Source organism: Bradyrhizobium algeriense (genome assembly GCF_003062295.1).
GTDB classification, from domain to species: domain Bacteria; phylum Pseudomonadota; class Alphaproteobacteria; order Rhizobiales; family Xanthobacteraceae; genus Bradyrhizobium; species Bradyrhizobium algeriense.
On the sequence record NZ_PYCN01000006.1, the window covers coordinates 102,675 to 124,082 of the forward strand.

General features: G+C 63.5%; 19 protein-coding genes. 6 read left to right on the plus strand and 13 right to left on the minus strand.

Annotated features, from left to right (window positions below):
- Positions 1 to 168: 168 nt before the first annotated feature.
- Both C7G61_RS14940 and C7G61_RS14945 read left to right on the plus strand, forming a co-directional pair.
- Complete coding sequence (locus C7G61_RS14940; protein ID WP_190241830.1) at positions 169 to 957, plus strand: ATP-binding cassette domain-containing protein; 789 nt, start codon at positions 169 to 171, stop codon at positions 955 to 957.
- The gene (locus tag C7G61_RS14945) at positions 954 to 2,513 is read left to right on the plus strand and encodes an ABC transporter permease/substrate-binding protein (RefSeq protein ID WP_108515327.1); all 1,560 of its coding nucleotides are present in this window, start codon (positions 954 to 956) and stop codon (positions 2,511 to 2,513) included. Before C7G61_RS14940 ends, C7G61_RS14945 begins: the two co-directional genes overlap by 4 nt.
- Before the next feature lie 127 nt (positions 2,514 to 2,640).
- Here C7G61_RS14945 and C7G61_RS14950 read toward each other — a convergent pair whose 3' ends face one another.
- The 3 genes from C7G61_RS14950 to C7G61_RS14960 form a co-directional block, all read right to left on the minus strand.
- Positions 2,641 to 4,371, minus strand: a complete 1,731-nt coding sequence (locus C7G61_RS14950; protein ID WP_244608306.1) for a sulfatase-like hydrolase/transferase — start codon at positions 4,369 to 4,371, stop codon at positions 2,641 to 2,643.
- A gap of 33 nt (positions 4,372 to 4,404) precedes the next feature.
- Positions 4,405 to 6,114: a sulfatase-like hydrolase/transferase gene (locus tag C7G61_RS14955; protein ID WP_108515332.1), complete on the minus strand. Its 1,710-nt coding sequence runs from the start codon at positions 6,112 to 6,114 to the stop codon at positions 4,405 to 4,407.
- A gap of 273 nt (positions 6,115 to 6,387) precedes the next feature.
- Positions 6,388 to 7,077: a TetR/AcrR family transcriptional regulator gene (locus C7G61_RS14960; protein ID WP_108515334.1), complete on the minus strand. Its 690-nt coding sequence runs from the start codon at positions 7,075 to 7,077 to the stop codon at positions 6,388 to 6,390.
- Positions 7,078 to 7,277: 200 nt separating this feature from the next.
- On the opposite strand from C7G61_RS14960, the gene C7G61_RS14965 reads away from it, so the two are divergent.
- Positions 7,278 to 7,895 (plus strand): hypothetical protein, encoded by a 618-nt coding sequence (locus C7G61_RS14965; protein WP_108515337.1) that lies wholly within the window; start codon positions 7,278 to 7,280, stop codon positions 7,893 to 7,895.
- Between the two features lies 1 nt (position 7,896).
- Here C7G61_RS14965 and C7G61_RS47210 read toward each other — a convergent pair whose 3' ends face one another.
- Positions 7,897 to 8,037 (minus strand): hypothetical protein, encoded by a 141-nt coding sequence (locus C7G61_RS47210; protein ID WP_338026082.1) that lies wholly within the window; start codon positions 8,035 to 8,037, stop codon positions 7,897 to 7,899.
- Positions 8,038 to 8,185: 148 nt separating this feature from the next.
- Entirely contained in the window at positions 8,186 to 9,037 is an 852-nt protein-coding gene (locus C7G61_RS14975) for an SDR family oxidoreductase (RefSeq protein WP_108515342.1), read from the minus strand.
- Between the two features lie 456 nt (positions 9,038 to 9,493).
- Here C7G61_RS14975 and C7G61_RS14980 point away from each other — a divergent pair, with 456 nt between their 5' ends.
- Entirely contained in the window at positions 9,494 to 10,600 is a 1,107-nt protein-coding gene (locus tag C7G61_RS14980; RefSeq protein ID WP_108515344.1) for a DUF2336 domain-containing protein, read from the plus strand.
- A gap of 524 nt (positions 10,601 to 11,124) precedes the next feature.
- Complete coding sequence (locus C7G61_RS14985; RefSeq protein ID WP_145963623.1) at positions 11,125 to 11,538, plus strand: hypothetical protein; 414 nt, start codon at positions 11,125 to 11,127, stop codon at positions 11,536 to 11,538.
- Positions 11,539 to 12,238: 700 nt separating this feature from the next.
- Here C7G61_RS14985 and ilvC read toward each other — a convergent pair.
- The 8 genes from ilvC to miaA all read right to left on the minus strand — a co-directional run bounded on the left by ilvC (position 12,239) and on the right by miaA (position 20,427).
- Positions 12,239 to 13,258 carry a ketol-acid reductoisomerase gene (gene ilvC / locus C7G61_RS14990; protein WP_108515348.1) on the minus strand — a complete coding sequence of 340 codons (1,020 nt, stop codon included), beginning with the start codon at positions 13,256 to 13,258 and terminating at the stop codon, positions 12,239 to 12,241.
- A gap of 147 nt (positions 13,259 to 13,405) precedes the next feature.
- Positions 13,406 to 14,011 carry a LysE family translocator gene (locus C7G61_RS14995; RefSeq protein WP_108515350.1) on the minus strand — a complete coding sequence of 202 codons (606 nt, stop codon included), beginning with the start codon at positions 14,009 to 14,011 and terminating at the stop codon, positions 13,406 to 13,408.
- 6 nt (positions 14,012 to 14,017) lie between these two features.
- Positions 14,018 to 14,923: an EamA family transporter gene (locus C7G61_RS15000; RefSeq protein WP_108515352.1), complete on the minus strand. Its 906-nt coding sequence runs from the start codon at positions 14,921 to 14,923 to the stop codon at positions 14,018 to 14,020.
- Positions 14,924 to 14,962: 39 nt separating this feature from the next.
- Positions 14,963 to 15,658: a class I SAM-dependent methyltransferase gene (locus C7G61_RS15005; RefSeq protein ID WP_108515354.1), complete on the minus strand. Its 696-nt coding sequence runs from the start codon at positions 15,656 to 15,658 to the stop codon at positions 14,963 to 14,965.
- A gap of 3 nt (positions 15,659 to 15,661) precedes the next feature.
- Positions 15,662 to 16,204: an acetolactate synthase small subunit gene (gene ilvN, locus C7G61_RS15010; RefSeq protein WP_108515356.1), complete on the minus strand. Its 543-nt coding sequence runs from the start codon at positions 16,202 to 16,204 to the stop codon at positions 15,662 to 15,664.
- Positions 16,205 to 16,229: 25 nt separating this feature from the next.
- A complete protein-coding gene (locus C7G61_RS15015; RefSeq protein ID WP_108515359.1) occupies positions 16,230 to 17,216 on the minus strand; it encodes a threonine dehydratase in 987 nt (328 codons plus the stop codon).
- Between the two features lie 14 nt (positions 17,217 to 17,230).
- On the minus strand, positions 17,231 to 19,006 hold the full coding sequence (locus C7G61_RS15020) for an acetolactate synthase 3 large subunit (protein ID WP_108515361.1): 1,776 nt from the start codon (positions 19,004 to 19,006) through the stop codon (positions 17,231 to 17,233).
- A 509-nt stretch (positions 19,007 to 19,515) separates the two neighbouring features.
- Positions 19,516 to 20,427 carry a tRNA (adenosine(37)-N6)-dimethylallyltransferase MiaA gene (miaA, locus tag C7G61_RS15025; RefSeq protein ID WP_244608307.1) on the minus strand — a complete coding sequence of 304 codons (912 nt, stop codon included), beginning with the start codon at positions 20,425 to 20,427 and terminating at the stop codon, positions 19,516 to 19,518.
- Between the two features lie 16 nt (positions 20,428 to 20,443).
- Between miaA and serB the strand changes: the two genes are divergently transcribed.
- Positions 20,444 to 21,346, plus strand: coding sequence for a phosphoserine phosphatase SerB (serB, locus tag C7G61_RS15030; RefSeq protein ID WP_108515365.1), 903 nt, complete (start codon positions 20,444 to 20,446; stop codon positions 21,344 to 21,346).
- Positions 21,347 to 21,408 lie beyond the last annotated feature (62 nt).

The following is a 21,408-nucleotide window of genomic DNA, read 5'->3' on the forward strand; positions in this document are numbered from 1 at the left end:
CGGGGCGTTTGTCGGCGCGGGTCGGCAGTATCCGCCTTGCGCCAACAGCCCTGGCCTCCTCCTGGATCCCCCCATGGGCATAAAAGATCCAGCGCTCGGCTTACGACGATCCATTTATCGGCTATCACTGTACCCGTAAGGAAGAGCCAAGGGTTGGAACCGCACCGGATGCCTGCCACGCCACTGATCGCCTATACCCAAGTCGGCAAGACCTTTGACGGCGGCCGCGTGGTGGCTGTCGACGACGTCTCGCTCGAGGTCGCCGAGGGCGAATTTTTGGCCATCGTCGGCGGCTCCGGCTCGGGCAAGACCACGCTGTTGCGGCTCGCCAACCGGCTGATCGAGACGGATTCCGGCTCGATCACGGTCGAGGGCGAAGACGTGCGCAGCGTCGATCCGATCCTGCTGCGGCGGCGGATCGGCTATGTCTTTCAAAGTGGCGGACTGTTTCCGCATCTGACCGTCACCGACAATATCGGCATTACGCCGAAGCTGACGGGCACTCCGCCTGCGGAGATTTCCGCGCGGGTGGATGAACTGCTCGACCTTGTCAGGCTCGACCGGGCGGAATACCGCGACCGGCTGCCGCACGAACTCTCCGGCGGCCAGCGCCAGCGCGTCGGCGTGGCGCGCGCGCTCGCCGCAAAACCGCGCATTGTGCTGATGGACGAGCCGTTCGGCGCGCTCGACCCGCTCACCCGCGATGCGCTCGGCGACGATTTTCGCGAGCTGCATCGCACGCTCGGCCTGACCACGGTCATGATCACCCATGACATGACCGAAGCCATCCTGCTCGCCGACCGGATCGCGGTGATGGGCGGCGGCCGGCTGCTGGCGCAGGGCACGCCGCCAGAGCTTTCCGAAAGTGACGATGCTTATGTCGGCGAACTGCTGCGCACGCCGCGGCGGCAGGCCGAGCGGCTCGGCGCCCTGCTGCCGCGGGGCGGTGCGGCATGAGCATCTTCGCCGATCCGCGCTGGAGCGAGGCATTCAGTCATCTACCCGACTATCTCGGCAGCCATGTCCGCGTCAGCGTCGCCGCGCTGGCGCTGGGACTTCTGGTCAGCCTGCCCCTCGCGATTGCGGTACGCAATCGTCGAGTAGCGCGCGGCGCGCTGCTCGGGCTCGCCAGCATCGTGCAGACGGTACCGGGACTGGCGCTGCTGGCGCTGTTCTATCCGCTGCTGCTGGCGCTCGCGGCACTGTCGCTGTCGTGGTTCGGCTTTGGCTTTTCCGCGTTTGGATTTTTGCCCGCGGTGCTGGCGCTGGCGCTCTATTCGATGCTGCCGGTGCTGCGCAACACCATCACCGGCCTGCAGGGCGTGGAGCCTGCGATCCTGGAAGCAGCCCAGGGCGTCGGCATGACGCCGCGGCAATCTCTGTTCACCGTGGAATTGCCGCTGGCGCTGCCGGTGATGATGGCGGGCATCCGCACCGCGGCGGTCTGGGTGATCGGCACCGCGACGCTGTCGACGCCGATCGGCCAGACCAGCCTCGGCAATTACATCTTTGCGGGGCTACAGACCCAGAACTGGGTGTTCGTGCTGTTCGGCTGCCTTGCCGCTGCCGTGCTGGCGCTGGCGGTCGATCAATTGCTGGCGCTGATCGAAAGCGGGTTGCGTATCCGCAGCCGCCTGCGCGCAGGCCTGGGCGGCGCCGGCATCGCAGCGCTGGTCGCGGCCACGCTGGTGCCGACGATGATGCGCGCGCAGACCAACTACGTCATCGGCGCAAAAACCTTCACCGAACAATATGTGCTGTCGGCCTTGATGGCGCAGCGGCTGAAAGCCGCCTCGCTCCCTGCGACGACGCGCGAAGGCCTCGGCTCCAACGTGATCTTCGAGGCGCTGGCGGCAAACGATATCGACGTCTATGTCGATTATTCCGGCACGCTGTGGGCCAACCAGTTCCAGCGCAACGACATCAGGCCGCGAGAGGTGCTGCTGGCCGAACTGAAGATGATGCTGGCGAAGCAGAACATCACGCTGCTCGGCGAGCTCGGCTTCGAGAACGCCTATGCGCTGGTGATGCCGCGCAAGCGCGCCGAGCAATTGGGCATCCGCACCATCGCCGACCTCGCCTCGCGCGCGGCCAACATGTCGATCGCCGGCGACTATGAATTCTTCTCGCGCCCCGAATGGACCGCGCTGCGCAAGGCCTACGGCCTGTCGTTCCGCGGCCAGCGGCAGATGCAGCCGGACTTCATGTATGCAGCCGTCGCCTCCGGCGAGGTCGACGTCATCGCCGGCTACACCAGCGACGGGCTGATCGCGAAATATGATCTGGTTGTTCTGGGTGACGTCAAACGCGCGATCCCGCCCTATGATGCAATGGTGCTGCTGGCGCCGAAGCGCGCCAATGACGATAGCTTACGCAAGGCGCTGACCCCGCTGCTCGGCAAGATCGACATCGCCACGATGCGCGAGGCCAATCTGCGCGCCGCCGGCAATGACGCGACGAGCTCGCCGGACGCGGTAGCGCAGTGGCTGTGGGAGAAGGTGGGGAAGAGATAGGAGGTTGTTGTGTGCCGCGGCCTCTCCTCGTCATTGCGAGGAGCGAAGCGACGAAGCAATCCATGCCTCCGCTTGCCGCGCGATGGATTGCTTCGCTGCGCTCGCAATGACGTGGATAGAGTGGAATTCAAAGCCCCTTGATCAGCCCGGCATCGATCAGGAGGCGATTAAATCGTCTCGCTTCGGCGCCCTTTCGGCAGGCATAGAACACGCCGTTGCAGCGAAGCATGATCTTCTTCTGCTCCTCGAACGACGGATCGAGCGGGATGCCGGCGGCTTCCTGGATCACGATTGGAATGTAGGCCGCATCGAGCGTATCAAGCGCCGACGAGAGGTCGCCCGGCCGATAGTTGATGCCATCAATCGCGTAGTAGGTAGAGAAGTAGCGCGGATCGGCTGCCATCAAGCGTTTCGCCAGCAATTTCTGATCGATGCCGGGCTCAAGCAGCTTTTGCGAGATGGCCGGCTGGTGATCGCCGAAACGCAGCACCAGAAACGACTGATCCGGATAGTCGCGCTTAAGGGCAGCGATGAATTCGCGGTAGTCGTTCTGCGTCATGACCTGGCGACGAATATATTCGTCGGTCTCCGCCGTGTTTCCCGGTGGCGTCCAGTCCGGCGGTGTCAGGTCGGGCCGATAGACGTCGGTCCAGGGAAAATGGTTGGCCGTGAGGTAGACGAACATGAAGACCGGCGCGTGCTGCGGCTGCTCCCGCGCAAATACCTTCAAGGCCTGATCGAAGTAGAACTTGTCGGGCTGCATATCCTGGGCGACGCCCATATCCGCCATGTCGATGAAGTGGCCGACGCCAGCGCCCTTCTGGAATGCGCGCGCGCCGAGGAAGTTGCCATAGGTCGGATAGAGCGAGAAGGTCTTGTATCCGCAACGCTTGAGCGCTTGCGGTAACCCGCGCGCAACACGGTTCGCGGTGATCCTTGTGACATAAAACTTCAGATCGCCGAACGACCGCGCCGACATGCCGGTCAGGACGTTGAATTCGGTGTACCACGTCGGGCCGCCGGTTGCCTCCGCGATCATGGTCCGTTGCTTGCCGTCGATGGACTTGAAGTAATCGGAGTACCCTTGCGGCACCTTGATGCCAGGCGCGGCCGAGATGTCGAAGCTCGACTCGTCGAGCAGCATGATGATGTGCGGCCGCTTGGCCGTGTCGTCGCAAGCCTCGCCCGATGGCAGCGCAGGCAGGCCGGCGGCGCGGGCGTCCCGCGCGAGGCTGAGCGGCCCGTTCGCCGGCGGATCGACCTCGATCCACCCGGTCGAAGCCAGCCGCGACACCGCGACCACGCCGGAGCGCGCCAGACTGGAAATGTGATTGACGCCCTGGAACGGCTCCCATGCCTGCTCGGGCGAGGCGACCGACATCGCCGCGATCAGCGCGGCGCTCGCCGCCACGCCCGTCAGTGCAAAGCGGCGGCGCACGCGGAACGGATCGAAACGCCAGACCAGCCACAACAGCGGAACCGCAACGAGGCCAGCCAAGGCCAACTGCAACTGCAAGCGCGGGAATACCGAGAGAAGGAACGAAAACGTATCGCGGTCGATGATCAGGAAGTCGAGGAATGTCAGCGTTAACTGCAGAATTCCGAACTTGAAGTACGACAGCGCGATCAGGATCACGATGAGAGCCAGCGCCAGCGCGGCGCAGATTCCGGGCCGCTGCAGCACGACCAGCAGGAAGCAGTTCAGGAACACCCACGCCAGCACGGACAGCGTGATCGCAAACGGTCCGTATTCAGTGGAGAGCAGAACCGCGAGCCCCGCGAGATGGACAGCAACGATCAGGCCAGCGAGAGCAAAGAACCTGATACCGCGCGATTCCGCGACGGTACTTTCGCTCATTCCAGGTTCAGCAATCGCAGACATATCGGCGTCCTAAAGCCCCTTGATGAAACCTGCCTCGATCAATAGCCGGTTGAACCTGCGCGCCTCGGCGCCGTCCTTGCAGGCGTAGAATACACCCTTGCAACGGAGCATGATGTTCTTTTGCTCCTCGAAGGACGGGTCGAGCGGAATGCCGGCGGCTTCCTGGATTACCAACGGCAGATAGGGCGCGTCGATCGTGTCCATCACGGCGGAACTCTTCACCGGCTCGAAGTTGATGGAGTCGATCGCGTAATAGGTAGTGAAGTAGCGCGGGTCGTAGGTGTCGAACTTGCGGGCGACCCTGGCTTCGTCCAGGCCGGGATCCAGCAGGTTCGACGAGAACTCCGGCTGATGGTCGCCGTAGCGAACGATCAGGAACGGCTGCGCCGGGAATTTCTTCTTCAGGCTGGCGACGAAGCCCGCATAGTCGCCGGCGCTCATGGTCTGGCGGCGCAGATATTCGTCGACCACCGGCGCGTTGCCGGGCTTGCTCCACGCCGGCAGCAGGTCGGGGCGGAATTTGGTTTCCCAGGGGAAATGATTGGCGGCGAGATAGACGAAAGTGAACAGCGGCGTATTGGCCGGCTGCTCGGCGATCAGCTTCACGGCCTTGTCGTAGAAGAAGCTGTCCGGCTCGATGCCCTTCGCGCCGAGATCGCGCGCATCGTAGAAGTGCTGGATACCCGTGGAACTCTGGAAGCCGCGCGCGCCCATGAAAGCGCCGTAGGCCGGATAAAGCGAGAGGGTGCTGTAGCCGCAGCGGCGCAGCGCCAGCGGCAACCCGCGCTCGACCCGCCCCGACGCGATGCGGGTGACGAAATAGGAGAAGCGGCCGAATGAGCGCGACGACAGGCCCGCCAGTACGTTGTACTCGGCCATCCAGCTTGCGCCGCCGCTGCTTTCGGCCATGAACTTGCGCTCGCGGCCGTCAAAGGATTTGAAGTGGCTGCCATAGCCCGGCGGCACCTTGACGCCGTTGGCCTGACGGATGTCGAAGCTCGACTCGTCATGGATCATGATGATGTGCGGGCGGCGGCCGGCGACATGACAGGAATCGACCAGCGGCATCTTCAACCGCTCGGCCGTCACGGCCTCCGATTCCATGAAGCCGTAATTGGCGAAGTCGGAAACCGCTGTCACGCCCGAGCGGGCGAATTTGGAGAGATAGCCGTCGTCGTAGTAGCCGCGCCAGGCTTCGTCCGGCCAGGTCATGGCCTGCCCGGTCAGCGCGGCAAGACAGGCCAGCAGGCCGGCGGCTGCCGGCAGGCGGCGGATGCGGAACGGATCGAGCCACCACAGCGCGTACATCAGCGGCAGGATGACCAGCGCAGCGCCGACCACGCTCCAGCGCAAGTTCGGAAAGATCGTGAACAGGTAGGCCGCGGTGTCGCGGTCGATCACCATCAGGTCGACGAAATTCGCGGTCATCTGCACGACGTCGTGCTTGAGCCGTGACAGCAGCACCAGCAGCACGACCATCGTCAGCGACAGCGCGCCCGACAGCGCCGGGCGTCGCAGCAGCGCGATAAAGCAGAAGTTCAGGATGCCCCAGGCCAGCGCAAAACCCATGCGGCCGCCGAAATCGGCTTCGGTCTCCAGCATGACCACCAGCGCGGCCATGTGCGGTGCAGCGACAGCCGAAAGCCGCCAGAACCCGATGGCGGCAAGGCCGGCAACGAGGGTGGTGGCGGAGGGCCCTGGATTTGGCGCGGGCGCCATGGGTGAATACGCAACATAACCCGGCGCAATGCAAAGCCTTGGCTGGTGACGACCAGGAGACGCACGACCCATCCGGAACCTGTGTCGTGTCATAAAAACGTAGTGGTTTCGTCATGAACGCGCAATGAATTTGCCGCCGGGCCAACACCGCAGGGTAAATTTGGCGCTTGTCATTCCGGGGCAATGCGAAAGCATCGAACCCGGAATCTCGAGATTCTCAGGTGCGCAATTGCGCACCATAGTTCGCTTCGCGCCCCGGAATGACGGCAGGAGTTAGGGCCGGTCCGCAATGCCCTCGATAAAGAGGTCGAGGATCGCCTCGGCGGTCTGCTCGGCCTCGGGGCCTGCGACGCCCCACCGCGGAAAGTGACCGTCGATATTCATCCGGGCAAAGCCATAGACTAACGCCCGTCCGGCGATCTGAACCGCCTTGAGGTCACCCGAACGGAGCTGGCCCGCCGCAAAGGCCTCCTCGAGCGTGCGCTCGGTGAGTTCGATCAACTCGGCATTGTTACGGGAGACGCCAGCCGCCTTGTCGTGATCGAACAGCCGGCGGCTGGAGATGACCTCGAAATGCGTCGGGTTTCGCATCGCCCAGCGCAGATAGGCCAGTCCCAGGCAGCGAAACCGCGCCAGGGGATCGCCAGCCGGCGCTTCGGCCAGCGCCGCCTCGATCTCGGCGCGGAACCGCCGCTGCGCCTCCTCCGCCACCGCCTGCATCAGGGCGTCGCGGCTCGGAAAATGTCGAAACGGCGCTCCCGGCGAGACGCCGGCGCGGCGGGCGGCCTCGCGGACGCTGACCGCGTCCGCCCCGCCTTCGCCGACCAATTGCAGCGCGGCGTCGATCAGGACCCGCCGGAGATCGCCGTGGTGATATGGCTTTGGCGCTGGCGCTCGCGAAACGCGGCGGCTCGGTTTGGCCGTGGGCGCTTTCGCTGCAGGAGATTTGGCGGCAGGACGCATGCCCTCTCCTACCATCACCGCCTTGTGAATGTAAGCACCGATTACACGGATTGACCGAACGGGCCATGGACATGTAACTGGTGATTACATCACCATCCGCGTCATTGCGAGCACAGCGAAGCAATCCATCTCGCCACGTCAAGAAAGAATGGATTGCTTCGCTTCGCTAGCAATGGCGGCGCAAACAATGGGGGCGAAACATGCCGACGCGTCAAAACTGGTTCGATGGCTGGCGGCTGTTCGCCCTGCTGTCGCTGACACTGCTCGCACTCAGCATCTGGATCGCCGGCATGCGGGATTTTGAGGTCGACGGCGTGCGGATGGTGATCCGCTTCACCGCACGGACCTCGCTGGTGCTGTTCTGCCTTGCCTTCTCGGCCGCCGCACTGGCCCGGCTGTGGCCCAACGCATGGACGCGATGGCAGCGCCGCAACCGCCGCTATCTCGGCGTCAGCTTTGCGGCCTCGCACGCCATCCACGCGGTCGCCATCTTAGCCTTCGCTCTGATGGATCCCGCAGGATACGCGGCGGCGACCTCGATCGCGTCCTACATCTTCGGCGGCATCGGCTACGCCTTCATCATCGCGATGACGGCCACCTCGTTCGACCGTACCGCGGCTGCGATCGGCGCGCGCGCCTGGCGCCGGCTGCATCTCATCGGCGGCTACTACCTGCTGTTCCAGTTCATGGTGTCGTTCGGCAAGCGGATTCCCGACATGCCGCTCTACGCGCTGTTCCTGATCCCGCTGGCCGCGGTATTCGCATTGCGGATGATCGCGATGGCGCCGCGTGCGCAAACGACCGTGCGGACGGGGTGAATTAGTCATCCCCGACCAGATGATATTTCCGCCCCAGCCGGCGATGCACGGTGATGACCGCCCGGTCGACGTCGCTGATCAGGCTGTCGCCAAGCACCACGTTGGGGATTTCCCAGTTCCGACCCTCGCGAATGTTGGGCAAGCTCCGCACCGTCGGCACGGACGCCGTTTCGCATCCCGGCTGGCTGCGAAGCGCCGCGTCGGCGATTTGCTTCAGTTCCGCTCTGCTCTTTCCCGTCGTCACTGGCGGCCGAAACTTTCGAGTTCTTTCGCGCGCGCATCCATCGTGCTCATCCCTGCGGCATCAGCCCGAGGCGCTTGGCGATGATCCGGTCGAGGGTGCGCTTGGGCAGCACCGCCGCCATGAACTGCCGCATCGGATCCGGCGCGATCATGTAGCGCACCTTGGGATTTTGCAGCGTCAGCGCGTCAAAAACCTTTTCGGCGATCTTCTCGGCCGGCAATCCGGTGGCGCCGAGGTTCAGCATGAAGGCGCGGATTTTCTCCAGCGCCGGAAAATACGGCGAGTTCTTGTAAGGAGAGATATCGACCTCCTCGGCCTTGCTCCAGATCGGTGTCTTCACCGCGCCCGGCGCAATGATGATGACGTCAATCCCGAACAGCATCAGTTCGCGGCGCAGGCTCTCCGACAGTCCCTCGATCGCATGCTTCGAGGCGGCATAGGCTGACGTCATCGGGCTGCCGCTCTTGCCGGAGACCGAGGAGATCATCACGATCCGTCCCTTCGGTCCCTTCAGGGCCGGATCGGAGCCGAGCAGCGGTCCGAAAGCCTGGGTTGCGATGATTGGCCCGATGAAATTGACCTCCATCTGGCGGCGGAATTCGTCGGCGGCGAGTTCGAGCACCGGCCCGGAGACCGCAATGCCGGCATTGTTGACCAGACCGGCGAGCGTTTCGCCATTGAGGACGCTGCGCACCTCGCGCGCGGCGGCCAGCACGGCGGCCTCATCGGTGACGTCGAAGATCAGCGGCGTGAAGTTCGCGCTGAACTCGCTCCTGAGGCGGTCGGCGTCGGCCTGCTTGCGCACACTGCCGAACACGCGGAAACCGCGGTCGAGCAACATCTTGGCGCTGGCCCAGCCAATGCCGGTGGATGCCCCGGTGATGACAACAGATCTCATGACCTTAAGCCCTTGTGAGAGGTTTAATGGAGTTCGTCGTGAAGGAATGCTTAAGCACCGGCTTGGTGAACTTCCTCCGCGGGTGCGGCCAGCCTTGACGGCGTCTTGTTCGGCACGTTGCTATTCGATCTTTCCCGGGAACGGTTTGGAGAGGATAGCAGCCGGATCAAGATACCGGAAGCGGCGGCACATGCCAGATCCGGTTCGACATCGGCGATTTATCGCGTGAAATCGCCGCATACGTCCCAATCGCGTTGGTAAAGCAATTCGAAACGCGGCGTTGGCAATGCGCGGCCTGCTTCGACGCCGACGCGCTTGTTACGCCGCCGCCAACCGATTGCCCATTTCAGGCGCAGTCAATCTTTATTTCTACCGGGCCGCGCCTTTAACGCGGGCGTAAGGCTCGGCTTGTCATTGTGCGCGCCAACCCTTCAACAACCAGACAGGCTGCCCACAATGGTGCAACAGCCGGCGCACTCAATCATTGCCGAACTTGAAGATGCCGTCAGAGGCGGCTCGTCTGCCCGACGGGTGGAAACCCTGCGGCAGGTCACCGATCTGTTCCTCAATGACGGGGAACGCCTCAGCGACGACCAGGTCAAGGTCTTCGACGACGTGCTCTGCCTCCTGATCGCACGCGTCGAAACGCGGGCGAAGGCCGAACTTTCCAGGCGGCTGGCGCCGCTCGACTACGCGCCGTTCGAGGTGATCCAGCATTTGGCCTGGGACGACGAGATCGAGGTCGCCGGCAATGTGCTTGCCAATTCCAGCCGGCTCGGGACCGAGGTGCTGGTCGAGATCGCCAGCAGCAAGGGGCAGGACCACCTGCTCGCCATTTCCGGCCGTGCCGAACTGCCTGCGGCCGTGACCGACGTCATCGTCGGCCGCGGCGAAGACCAAGTGATCCGAAAACTCGCCAACAACGCCGGCGCCAAGTTCTCCGACCAGGGCTTTTCCACGATCGTCGCCCGCGCCGGCGCGGACGACGAACTGGTGGAAATCCTCGGCCTGCGCGCCGATTTCCCGGCAAAGTTCATTGCTGACCTGTTGCGCCGCGCCAAGGACGCGGTCCGCGCCCGGCTTTTGGCCATCGCGCCGCCCACAGTCCAGGAAGAGATCAAACGGGTCCTGAACGAGATTGCCCGCGAGGCACCGCCTTCGAGCCGCAGCTTCGGCGTTGCCGAGGAATACGTGAAGCTGATGAAGGGGCTGAACGAACTGGACGACGCGGCGGTCTACAAGTTCGCCGAATCGAACAAGTTCGACGAGGTCACCGTGGCACTTGCCGTCCTCAACGACATGCCGGTCGAAATGACAGCCAGGCTGATGGAAGGGCCCCGCGCCGACCTGATCCTCATCCCCTGTCGCTCAGCACGCCTGAACTGGCCGACGGTCGAGTCGATTCTGCGTAACCGGCCCGTAAAGCCTCCGATCAGCGAACAGACGCTGGAGGTCGCGCAACGTGATTTCCGCAAGCTGTCGATGGAGACGGCGCAGCGCACCGTCCGCTTCTGGCAGCTTCACAACAAGATCGAGAAGGAACCGATCATCCGGGCGAGTTGAGCACGCCGCCCCCGGGCCCGGCATTTCCGTTCGAATGAGCACGATGCCAGGAACTGATCATCACTGGCATGGATGCTGCTGGCGGTGGCTCCATTGATCGTGATGATTTCGTCTTGGCCGTCCAGCCCGGAATGAACCTGCCGTATCGGCACCCGCACCCCCACCGATAAAAGTCGGCGCCGCCGAGGCCCGCAAGAACGTCACTGCCACCCTGAAATCGTCGCCGGCCGTTTGGATTCGCGGGCTTGGCCTGGAACGTCGACGCGATCGTTGCGGCGTCGCCCGAGTCAGGCTGTGCCCCGGGTGAGGCATCCGAGCAACTATTTAAGGTTGTTCGCGGTTTGGTTAGAATGCTATGATCCGACTCGTGGTGCAGGGGGCTGCAATAACCGAATGAAACTGGAACTTCTCATTTGCGCGACGGTCACCCTCGTGGTGCTGCTGCTCGCGGCTCGCTTCACCATGCGGTACTTTTTCCCGCCAGACACATGATCGAGCGTCACCAAACGTCAAAGGTGACTGGCATGGCGTTGGCTGTCTTTGCAGCCTATTTGCCTGTCGCGCTTTGGACCGCCCCCTCCGCTCCGCAGCCGCCGAAGCCCGGCGCGCTGCTTGTAAGTGGTGCGACACTTTTCGGCAGCGACAAGACCAAACATATGTTCCTCTACAGGGGGCCGCCGGGCTTGCGGGCGCTGGAAGACAGCGATCCACAAAACCAGAGGTCTCCGGTTATTCTCTACGAGAACGACAAGGCGCTAGGACCGGCCTACAGCGCACACCATACCATCGAGGACATTGGTCTGGGCCGATATGCCCACTGGAAAGATTTCGGCATTATGTTCTCGTCCAGCGACAACACCGATCCCCGATACAACGGCAGAAACTACTGGATTGTGATTCCCGGGGACACGGCCACGGTCGCGAAATCCAAATCCTAGTCCGCGACAGAGGCGACTTCCCGGCCCAGTAAATGCCACGCAATGCTGGAGACTGTCGCACGTTCCGACGACGGAACGCGCATCACTCCGCAGAGACGCAAGGTCGAGGCCGGGTTCGCTGCTGATCCAACACGTGAGACGTTCGGAGCGAGGAAACGGATACCGGTCCTGCTTGTTCAAAGCACCGTCGATCTCGTTTCACGAATGAGAGCGCAGATTAAGTAACTGCGCTTTGACTCGGTAAACGCTGGCTTTTCCGTCGCTAATGTATTTGTTGAATTGCTTCGCACCAAGAATGTGCATGAAGCGTCAGCTCTTCGTTTCGGCTCGGGCGGCACACTCGGTGCGACGCGTTCAAGAATATAGTCGAGCCAACAATTCTTCGAAGAAACGGCGAGACCGCGTTCGCGATCTCGCCGGATAATGCCGATCAAGGTTTAAGATTTGGTATGCCGGTAGTGCATCGTCGAACCGGCCACTGCATACTCTCGCGTCCCGGACGCGGTGCAGCGCGTTAGCGATGCGCCGCAGAGCCAGAACCGCTTCGCGAGATGGACCCCGGACCAGCAGCGCATCACTTGCGTGCTGCGCTGCATCCGGGGAACGACACCATCAATTCTTGGTCTTGTCGACCAGCGCGCCCTTCTTGATCATCGAGATCGCGCTTGCGCGATCTCGCACTTCGAGCGTGGATCAAGCCCTAGTTCTTTGTCTTATCCACCAGCGCGCCCTTCTTGATCCACGGCATCATGTCGCGGAGTTTGGCGCCGACTTCCTCGATCGGATGCTCGGCGAGCTTGGCGCGGGTGGCCTTGAACGAGGTCTGGTTGACCTTGTTCTCCAGCATCCAGTCGCGGGCGAACTTGCCGCCCTGGATGTCGGCGAGGACGCGCTTCATCTCGGCCTTGGTCTCCGCGGTCACGATGCGCGGGCCGGTGACGTATTCGCCGTACTCGGCGGTGTTGGAGATCGAGTAATTCATGTTGGCGATGCCGCCTTCATAGATCAGGTCGACGATCAGCTTCACCTCGTGCAGGCACTCGAAATAGGCCATCTCCGGGGCGTAGCCGGCTTCGACCAGCGTCTCGTAGCCGCCCTTGATCAGCTCGACCAGGCCGCCGCAGAGCACCACCTGCTCGCCGAACAGGTCGGTCTCGCACTCTTCCTTGAAGGTGGTCTCGATGATGCCGGCGCGGCCGCCGCCGATTGCCGAGGCGTAGCTCAGGCCGAGGTCATGGGCGTTGCCCGAGATGTCCTTGGCGATCGCGATCAGGCAGGGCACGCCGCCGCCGCGCTGGTATTCCGAGCGGACGGTGTGGCCGGGGCCCTTCGGCGCGATCATCAGCACGTCGAGGTCGGCGCGCGGATCGAGCAGGTTGAAATGGACGTTGAGACCGTGGGCGAACACGAGGGCTGCGCCCTTCTTCATGTTGTCGTGCAGGTGCTCGCGGTAGATGTCGCCCTGCAGCTCGTCGGGGGTGAGCATCATGACGAGGTCGGCCCATTTGGCGGCTTCGGCGACTTCCATCACCTTGAAGCCTGCGGCTTCCGCCTTCTTGGCCGAGGCCGAACCCTTGCGGAGCGCAATCGCGACTTCCTTGACGCCGGAATCCTTCAGGTTCAGCGCATGGGCGTGGCCCTGGCTGCCATAGCCGACGATGACGACCTTCTTGCCCTTGATCAGGTTCAGGTCGGCGTCGCGATCGTAATAAACACGCATGGGTCGTTTCCTTAATCGATGGCCAAATCGGCCGGTTAATCAGGCATTTGGGTTAAGTGGGACCGCCGGTCGCCCGCGAATTTCCGGCGTTGTCTAGAGCATTTTCCCCCCGAGGGGAAACCCGTTTCTGCATGGCGCGGTGCGGCATCATGCGTCCATGAAGACCGGGTAGAGCGAGGCCAGCAGCAGCACCGCCATAACAATGTTGAAGGCCCGCACCGCCCGCCGGGAGGTCAGGACCGGCCGCAGCGCGGTGCCGAACAGAGCCCAGGTGGTGCAGGACAGGATACCCAGGAGCAGGCTCAGCCCGACCTGGATCACGATGTTCCAGGGGTAAGCGGCGATCGCCGCATAGGCGGTGATGGTGCCGATCACCATGACCCAGCCCTTGGCGTTGACCCACTGGAACATGGCCGCGCCCCAGAACGTCATCGGGCGGCCGCGGGCATTGTCCTGCTCGGCCGAGGGCGGCTCGGAGATCGCGATCGCCCAGGCCAGATAGACCAGGTAGGCCACCCCGGCATATTTCAGGACGGTCTGCAAAATCGGATAGGCGATGAAGATGGTCCCGAGCCCGAGGCCAACCGCGCCGACCATGAAGGCAAAGCCGACCGTAATGCCCATGATGTGGGGGATGGTGGGACGGAAGCCGTAGGTCAGCCCCGACGACAGCAGCATGATGTTGTTCGGCCCCGGCGTGAAGAACATCACCGTGGCGAACATGACGAAGGCGATCAGGAGCGAATGCGACATGGGGCCTCACGCGATCTTTGGCAGAACTTGTTTTTCTAAGGCCGAATCTTCTGAAGTCTTGGGACGCTTCGACAGCAGCATGACGGCAATGCCACCCACCACCGTGACCATGCCGGCGAGCCGCAGCGGTCCAAAGGTTTCGCCGAACACCACGCTCGAGGCGGCGGAACCGACGAACGGCACCAGCAGCGCGAACGGCACCACCTGCGCCGCCGGGTAGTCGCGCAGCAGCCTCCCCCACAGCCAGTAGGCGATGCTGGTGGAGACCCCGCCGAGACCGATCATGCACATCAGGCCGGTCAGCGACATATGGGTCAGCGCATGCCAGGTCGGCTGCGGGCCATTGCTGACCAGCGTCAGCGCAAGCAGCGGGACCGCCGCGACCAGACACAGCCACGCGAACAGGTCGAACATCGGCACATCAGGCGCGCGCCGGAGCAACAGATTGCCGGCCGCGAAGCTGAGCGGCGAGATCATCAAGATCACAAACGCACCGACGCTGAAATCGTAACCGACGGTGCCGCAGATCATCAGCAGGCCAATCGTGGCAACACCGATGCCCACCGTCTGCCATGCGCCCGGCCACTCGCGGAACAGCAGCGCGGCAAAGCCGATGGTGAACAGCGCCTGGCTCTGCACGATCACGCTGGAAAGACCGACGGGAACGCCAAGGGCGATGGCAAAAGCTTGCGCCAGAAACTGGCCGAGGAACAAAGTGAAGCTGATCGAGACTAGCACCGTCCATGAAACCTTCGGCCGCGCCACGAACAGACAGGGCAAGGCGGCAATGGCAAAGCGCAGCGTCGTCATCAGTTCCGGCGAAAATTCGTTGAGCGCGATCCGGCTCGCGACAAAGGCAAGCCCCCAGATCACCGCCACCAGGACGGCGATGCAAACATCGGCCGGTTTCATTTTTCTTGGCTCTGTTGGTTCTTGGCTCTGTTGGTTTTCTTAGCTCTGTTGGTCCGGCTTCGGTTTGCGCAGGAGGTAGGTGCCGTGCAGCGGCGCGTGATAGTCGACCGATTCCAGCGTGAAGCCGACATCGGTCAGCATGCGCTCGATCACCCAGCCGAAGGTCGAGTATTCGTCGCGCATATGGGTGACCACGCCCTCGCGCTGGAAATCGTGGTTCTTTATGGTGAAATCGGCCCACTGCTCGACATCGCGCTCGGTGCCGTCGGGCGTGCTGACGAACACGATATCGCGCAGGTAGAAATTGGCGCCGGGCTTCAGCGCCGCATAGATTCTTGCCAGCGACACCGCCTTCCAGAAATCCGGCAAATGGTGCAGCGTGAATTCGCTGACGATCAGGTCATAGGAATTCGGCTGGTAGGCGAAGCTCAGCATGCCGGCCGGCTGGGTGCGGATCGCCACCTTGCGGTCGCGGGCCTGGATGTTGGCGAGCGCCAGCATCGCCGGCGAAATGTCGATCGCGTCGACTTCGGCGCCCAGCAGCGCCGCCTCGCAGGCCAGTACGCCGTTGCCGCAGCCTATATCGGCCACCCGCCAGCCCTTCTGCACACCGAGCATGGTCAGCGCCGCGCGGGCGCGGAGGTCGCTGTCGTCATGCCGGTCGTAGATCGAGGCGACCGCGGAATCGAGCCCGAGTTGCCGCCTTTGATTGTAATACCAGTCCCGCGCCAGCATGTTTCACATCCCCTCAGGCCCGCGCCCGATCGCGGCAACGCCGGTGCGCGACACTTCGACAAGGCCGAGCGGGCGCATCAGGTCGATGAATTGACTGATTTTGGAAGAATTGCCTGTGATCTCGAACACAAAACTCTCGGTGGTGGCGTCGATCACGCGGGCGCGGAACGCATCCGCCAGCCGCAGCGCCTCGACCCGGTGGTCGCCGCCGCCGCGCACCTTCACCATGGCGAGCTCCCGTTCGATCGAGCGGCCGGTGATCGTCATGTCGACGACGCGATAGACCGGCACCATGCGGTCGAGCTGGTGCTTGATCTGCTCGATCACCATCGGCGTGCCCGTCGTGACGATGGTGATGCGGGAGAGATGTTTCTGGCTTTCGGTTTCAGAGACCGTGAGGCTCTCGATGTTGTAGCCGCGGCCGGAGAACAGCCCGATCACGCGCGCGAGCACGCCCGGCTCGTTCTGCACCAGGACCGAGAGCGTGTGCGTCTCGTTGGGATCATGGCGCTCTTCCAGGAAGTAGGCGGATGCGGGCTGGTTCATTATCGTCCCCTCAAATGTCCTCTCGTCACGCCATCGCCCGTTGGGCGGTAGCAGTGATGTCCGTCCCGATCCATTTTCGGAACAAATCGAAATCGATATTGCCGCCGCTCAGTATCAGGCCGACGCGTTTGCCGACGAGCTTTGCCTTTTCCTGCAGCGCGGCGGCGAGCGCAGCCGCGCCCGCGCCTTCAGCGAGATTGTGCGTGTCGGTCCAGTAGGCGCGCACCGCCGCGGCGACCTCATCGTCCGTGACCTGCACGATGCGCGAGGCGCCCTTGCGGATGACCGCAAGCGCTTTGGCCACGGGAACGCGGGTGGCCATGCCGTCGGCCAGCGTGTTGCTGGACTCAGTCGTCACGACCGTGCCGGCCGCAAACGACAGCGCATAGGATGGCGCTTCGGTCGACTGCACGCCGACGATCTCGGTTTTGCGCCCGAGCAGATCGCGCGCCAAGATGCAGCCGCAGATGCCAGAACCCTGCCCGATCGGCACGTAGAGCACGTCGAGGTCGGGCGCCGCGCGCAGCAATTCGAGCGCATAGGTCGCGACGCCGAGAACGAGGTCGGGATGGAATGACGGCACCATGTGAAGGCCGGCGAACTGGGCGTGGCGCGCAGCTTCTTCGGCTGCCGCCTGAAAGTCCTCGCCATGTTCGACCAGTTCGGCACCGAACGCGCGCATGGCGCGGTTCTTCTCCACCGAATTGCCGCGCGGCACATAAATCACGGCCGGAACGCCATGGCGGCCGGCCGCGAAGGCGAGGCTCTGCCCGTGATTGCCGCGCGTGGCGGAAATGATCCCGGGCGTATTCGGCCGCTCCCGCTTCAGCCGGTCGAGATAGACCAGCCCGCCGCGCACCTTGAAGGCGCCGATCGGCGTGTGGTTCTCATGCTTGACTACGACATCAGCGCCGAGCCGCTCGCTAAGCAACGGCCACGCGTGCGCCGGCGTCGGCGGCACCGCCTGCCCCACGATTTCGTGCGCGCGTTCGAGCTCCTCGAGGTCAAACATTTTGCGGTCTCACCTCACACCAGCGCCTTTCCGCCGGCGAACGCCGCGGCGGTGGCTTCGTCGGTGGCTTCCGCCGGCAGCAGCATTTCGTTATGCGCCTTGCCGGACGGAATCATCGGGAAGCAGTTTTCCAGCGCAGCGACGCGGCAATCGAACAGCACCGGGCGCTTGACCTTGATCATCTCCTTGAGCGCGCCGTCGAGATCGCCAGGCTTGATCGCCCGCAGGCCGACGCAGCCGAAGGCGTCGGCCAGCTTGACGAAATCCGGCAGCGCCTCGGAGTAAGAATGCGACAGCCGGTTGCCATGCAGGAGCTGCTGCCACTGCCGCACCATGCCCATGTACTGGTTGTTCAGGATGAATATCTTGATCGGCAATTCAAACTGAACGGCCGTCGACATCTCCTGCATCGTCATCTGCACCGAGGCGTCGCCCGCGATATCGATCACGAGGCTGTCGCGATGCGCGACCTGCACGCCGAGTGCTGCCGGCAGGCCGTAGCCCATGGTGCCGAGACCACCCGACGTCATCCAGCGGTGCGGCTCCTCGAACCCGAAGAACTGCGCCGCCCACATCTGGTGCTGGCCGACTTCGGTCGTGATGTAGGTGTCATGGCCGCGCGTCGCCTCGAACAGTTTCTGGATGGCATACTGCGGCAGGATGACGTCGTTGCTCTTCTTGTAGGCGAGCGAATTACGTGCGCGCCAGGTGGCAATCTCCTGCCACCAGCTCTTGATGTCGGGCTTTTTCGCCTCCGCCTTGAACACCTGCAGCAAATCGCCGAGCACGTTGCCGGCATCGCCGATGATCGGCACGTCGACATGAATGTTTTTGTTGATCGAAGAGGGATCGATGTCGATGTGGATCTTCTTGGAGCCCGGCGAGAACGCATCGACGCGGCCGGTGATGCGGTCGTCGAAGCGCGCGCCGACGCACAGCATGACGTCGCAACCATGCATCGCCATGTTGGACTCGTAGGTGCCGTGCATGCCGAGCATGCCCAGCCAGTTCTTGCCGGTCGCGGGATAGGCGCCGAGGCCCATCAGGGTCGAAGTGATCGGGAATCCCGTGACCTCGACCAGCTCGCGCAACAGCTTGGACGCCTCGGGTCCGGCATTGATGACGCCGCCGCCGGAGTAGATCACCGGCCGCCTGGCCGAAGCCAGCAGCGCGACGGCCTTGCGAATCTGCGTCGCATCGCCCTTCACGCGCGGCGTGTAGGAAACGTGCACGTCGTCCCTGCGCGGCGGATGATAGGTGCCGGTTGCAAACTGCACGTCCTTGGGCACGTCGACCAGCACGGGTCCGGGACGGCCTGTGGTCGCGACATAGAACGCCTCGTGCAGCACCTTGGCGAGATCGTTGACGTCACGCACCAGCCAGTTGTGCTTGGTGCAGGGACGCGTGATGCCGACGGTGTCGCATTCCTGGAACGCGTCGTTGCCGATCAGATGCGTCGGCACCTGCCCGGTGATGCAGACCAGGGGAATCGAATCCATCAGCGCGTCCGTCAGCGGCGTCACCATGTTGGTGGCGCCGGGACCTGACGTCACCAGCACCACGCCGGGCTTGCCGGTCGAGCGCGCATAACCTTCGGCCGCATGGCCGGCGCCCTGCTCGTGCCGCACCAGAATATGCTCGACGTCGCTCTGCTGGAAAATCTCGTCATAGATCGGAAGCACCGCGCCGCCGGGATAGCCGAACAGGTGCTCGACACCATGATCGATGAGCGCGCGCACGATCATCGCGGCGCCGGTCATCTGGTTCGGATCGTGGCTCTTGTCGGTCATGGTCTGCTCCGGATGCGCTGTTTGGCGCGGCTTTCTTCGGTTTCGAGGTCTAGAGCGAGATGACGTTTCTTCGAAACTTCATCTCGCTCTATCTTCTTGTTTGAGCATGATCTTTTCGGAAAACCGGTTCCCACTTTTCCGGATCATGCTCTAGGGAATAAAAAAAGGGCCCGAGAGGCCCCATGCACACCGCCTGAATTTGGGATGGCCTCAGCCACCCCCGGCGGTGCGCCTGGGTACGACTACGATAAGGAGTTTGGTAATAATATTGCGCATTCGGCGGCTCGGACTTCCCAAAGGTTGCGCGGTTATACCGCCCGGTCCCCGAAAGTCAAGGGAAGGACGCCATTTGCGCGATTTAGGCAGTGTAACTGTGTTCCGGCGGTTCGGCGAGTGGGATTTTTATGCGTGCAGCCATGCGGGGAGGCTCGTAGCCCGCATGGAGCGCAGCGAAATCCGGGGCCGGTGGTTGCTGGACGAATCCCGGATTGCGCTGCGCTCCACCCGGGCTACGGCAGATGGCTTTCCACCCACTCCCTCGCCGCCTCCGGCTTCACCCACTCGAACTCCGGCAGTTGATGCCTGAACCAGGTGAATTGCCGCTTGGCGTAATGGCGGGTGTCGGCGCGGCCGATTTCGGCGGCCTGTTCGCGCGTGATTTCGCCGCGGAGGAAGCGGATCAGCGCGGGCACGCCGTGGGCCTTCATTGCCGGCAGCAGGGGATCGAGCTTTCGCGCGGCAAGCGCCGCGACTTCCTCCAGCGCGCCGGCGTCCAGCATCGTGCCGAACCGCGCATCGATCCGCGCATAAAGCTGGTCCCGTTCGGGCGCCAGGAACAGGGCGGTGAATTCGCGCGGCGGCAGCAGCGGCGGCAGGCCTTCGCGATGCCAGTCCGGCAGCGTACGGCCAGTGGCCTCCACGACCTCCAGCGCGCGCGCAATCCGTGTGCGGTCGCGCGGCTTCAGGCGTTCGGCCGAGACGGAATCGCGCCGCGCCAGGTCTGCATGCAGCGCTTCGACACCGTCACGTTCCAGCCGGGCGCGAACAGCCTCGCGCACCTCGGCCGGGATTGGCGGCACCGCGGAAAGACCGCGCGTCAACGCCTTGAAGTACAGGCCCGAGCCCCCGATGAAGACGGCCAAGCGCTTTTCCGCCCGCGCCTCCGCTAGCACTTTGGCAGCGTCCACCACCCAGGCGCCCGCCGAGAAATTGACTGACGCGTCGACATGGCCATAGAGCCGGTGCGGCGCGCGGGCCTCCTCCTCCACCGTCGGCCGCGCCGTGATGATGCGGAGATCGCGATAGACCTGCATGGAATCGGTGTTGATGATGATACCGTCGGCCTTTTGCACCAATTCGAGCGCCAGGGCCGACTTGCCGCTGGCGGTCGGCCCTGCGATAAGCACGGCCTTGCTCAACATTAGCGAATTCGCCTGCATGTCCCTCGTCGCCACCCTTATCTGCAACCCGGCCAATCCCGCGCTCGACACCACCATCGTCGACGGCGCGCTGGCCGTTCTCCCCTCGCCGGGAACGGCGCAATGGCTGTTCGACGAGGTGGCAGTCGACATTCCCTTCGACTATCGGGTCAAGAGCCCTGATGACATCAAGGCGATCGAAGCCCGCCTGCAACAGGCGCGCGGCGACCTGCCGATCGACATTGTCGTGCAGCCTGTAGCTTTCAGGCGCAAGAAGCTTTTTCTGGCCGACATGGATTCCACCATGATCGGCCAGGAATGCATCGACGAGCTGGCCGATTTCGCCGGGCTGAAGGCGCATGTCGCCGGAATCACCGAACGGGCGATGCGCGGCGAAATCGAGTTCGAGCCGGCGCTGCGCGAGCGCGTTGCGCTCTTGAAGGATCTGCCTGTCGGCGTGGTCGACGAGGTCTTGGCAAAACGCATCACGCCGACGCCGGGCGGCCGGGAGCTGGTGATGACCATGCGCGCCAACGGCGCTTACACCTGCCTGATCTCGGGCGGCTTCACGCTGTTCACCCATGCGGTCGCCGCCAAGATCGGCTTCCAGGAGAACCGCGCCAACGAACTGATGGTTCGCGACGGCAAGTTCAGCGGCGAAGTCGCCGAGCCGATTCTCGGCCGCGCCGCCAAGCTGGCAACGCTGATCGAGCTCCGCGAGTCCTTCGACCTCGACGAGATCGACACGCTGGTGACCGGCGACGGCGCCAACGATCTCGGCATGATCCAGGCGGCGGGGCTCGGCGTCGCCTATCACGCCAAGCCGGCAGTCGCGGCTGCCGCCGCCGCGCGGATCGACTACGGCGACCTCACCGCGTTGCTGTATGCGCAGGGGTATCGGCGCGAGGAGTTCGCGGACTAATTGAAATCGGTTCGTTGCTCACGCCAGCAACGTGAACCTATTGCGACGATGAGCAACCTTAA

Coding starts and splice junctions, on each gene's coding strand:
- C7G61_RS15015 (WP_108515359.1), bottom strand. CDS start 17,216: ATGTTTGACCTCGAGGAGCTCGAACGCGCGCACGAAATCGTGGGGCAG.
- C7G61_RS14940 (WP_190241830.1), top strand. CDS start 169: ATGCCTGCCACGCCACTGATCGCCTATACCCAAGTCGGCAAGACCTTT.
- ilvC (WP_108515348.1), bottom strand. CDS start 13,258: ATGCGTGTTTATTACGATCGCGACGCCGACCTGAACCTGATCAAGGGC.
- C7G61_RS14975 (WP_108515342.1), bottom strand. CDS start 9,037: ATGAGATCTGTTGTCATCACCGGGGCATCCACCGGCATTGGCTGGGCC.
- C7G61_RS14995 (WP_108515350.1), bottom strand. CDS start 14,011: ATGTCGCATTCGCTCCTGATCGCCTTCGTCATGTTCGCCACGGTGATG.
- C7G61_RS14950 (WP_244608306.1), bottom strand. CDS start 4,371: ATGAGCGAAAGTACCGTCGCGGAATCGCGCGGTATCAGGTTCTTTGCT.
- C7G61_RS14955 (WP_108515332.1), bottom strand. CDS start 6,114: ATGGCGCCCGCGCCAAATCCAGGGCCCTCCGCCACCACCCTCGTTGCC.
- C7G61_RS14985 (WP_145963623.1), top strand. CDS start 11,125: ATGGCGTTGGCTGTCTTTGCAGCCTATTTGCCTGTCGCGCTTTGGACC.
- C7G61_RS15000 (WP_108515352.1), bottom strand. CDS start 14,923: ATGAAACCGGCCGATGTTTGCATCGCCGTCCTGGTGGCGGTGATCTGG.
- C7G61_RS14945 (WP_108515327.1), top strand. CDS start 954: ATGAGCATCTTCGCCGATCCGCGCTGGAGCGAGGCATTCAGTCATCTA.
- C7G61_RS14980 (WP_108515344.1), top strand. CDS start 9,494: ATGGTGCAACAGCCGGCGCACTCAATCATTGCCGAACTTGAAGATGCC.
- C7G61_RS14960 (WP_108515334.1), bottom strand. CDS start 7,077: ATGCGTCCTGCCGCCAAATCTCCTGCAGCGAAAGCGCCCACGGCCAAA.
- serB (WP_108515365.1), top strand. CDS start 20,444: ATGTCCCTCGTCGCCACCCTTATCTGCAACCCGGCCAATCCCGCGCTC.
- C7G61_RS15020 (WP_108515361.1), bottom strand. CDS start 19,006: ATGACCGACAAGAGCCACGATCCGAACCAGATGACCGGCGCCGCGATG.
- miaA (WP_244608307.1), bottom strand. CDS start 20,427: ATGTTGAGCAAGGCCGTGCTTATCGCAGGGCCGACCGCCAGCGGCAAG.
- ilvN (WP_108515356.1), bottom strand. CDS start 16,204: ATGAACCAGCCCGCATCCGCCTACTTCCTGGAAGAGCGCCATGATCCC.
- C7G61_RS14965 (WP_108515337.1), top strand. CDS start 7,278: ATGCCGACGCGTCAAAACTGGTTCGATGGCTGGCGGCTGTTCGCCCTG.
- C7G61_RS15005 (WP_108515354.1), bottom strand. CDS start 15,658: ATGCTGGCGCGGGACTGGTATTACAATCAAAGGCGGCAACTCGGGCTC.